Source organism: Nocardioides malaquae (assembly GCF_015070385.1).
GTDB lineage: Bacteria > Actinomycetota > Actinomycetes > Propionibacteriales > Nocardioidaceae > Nocardioides > Nocardioides malaquae.
This window is the reverse complement of sequence record NZ_JADCSA010000595.1, coordinates 1-261: the sequence shown is the minus strand read 5'-3', so window position 1 is coordinate 261 and position 261 is coordinate 1. Positions and strand designations below refer to the sequence as shown.

At 28.0% G+C, this 261-nt stretch carries 1 protein-coding gene; it reads right to left on the bottom strand.

Going from position 1 to position 261, the window contains the following annotated elements:
* Positions 1-128 (bottom strand): SDR family NAD(P)-dependent oxidoreductase (locus IEQ44_RS18680; RefSeq protein WP_193639437.1); only part of this gene is annotated, 128 nt, incomplete at its 3' end.
* Positions 129-261 lie beyond the last annotated feature (133 nt).

The window sequence follows — 261 nt, the reverse complement described above, 5'->3', positions numbered from 1 at the left end:
TTATCTACATTTAACTCTAATATGTTTACAAAAGCGCCTTGTGCTGCCAATGTTTTTGAAATAGCTTTTCCAATACCACTACCTCCTCCGGTAACAATGGCTGTTTTATTTTTTATACTGAATTTCATATGTTTATTTTTGGTTTATTACAGTCTTATCTTTTCGACTTTTAAAGCTTAAGTTTTATATTTTCAAGTAACAGGAAGTATTACTATTATAAGGCTTTTAAGCATCAATATATTAACTTTTTTACAACGACAT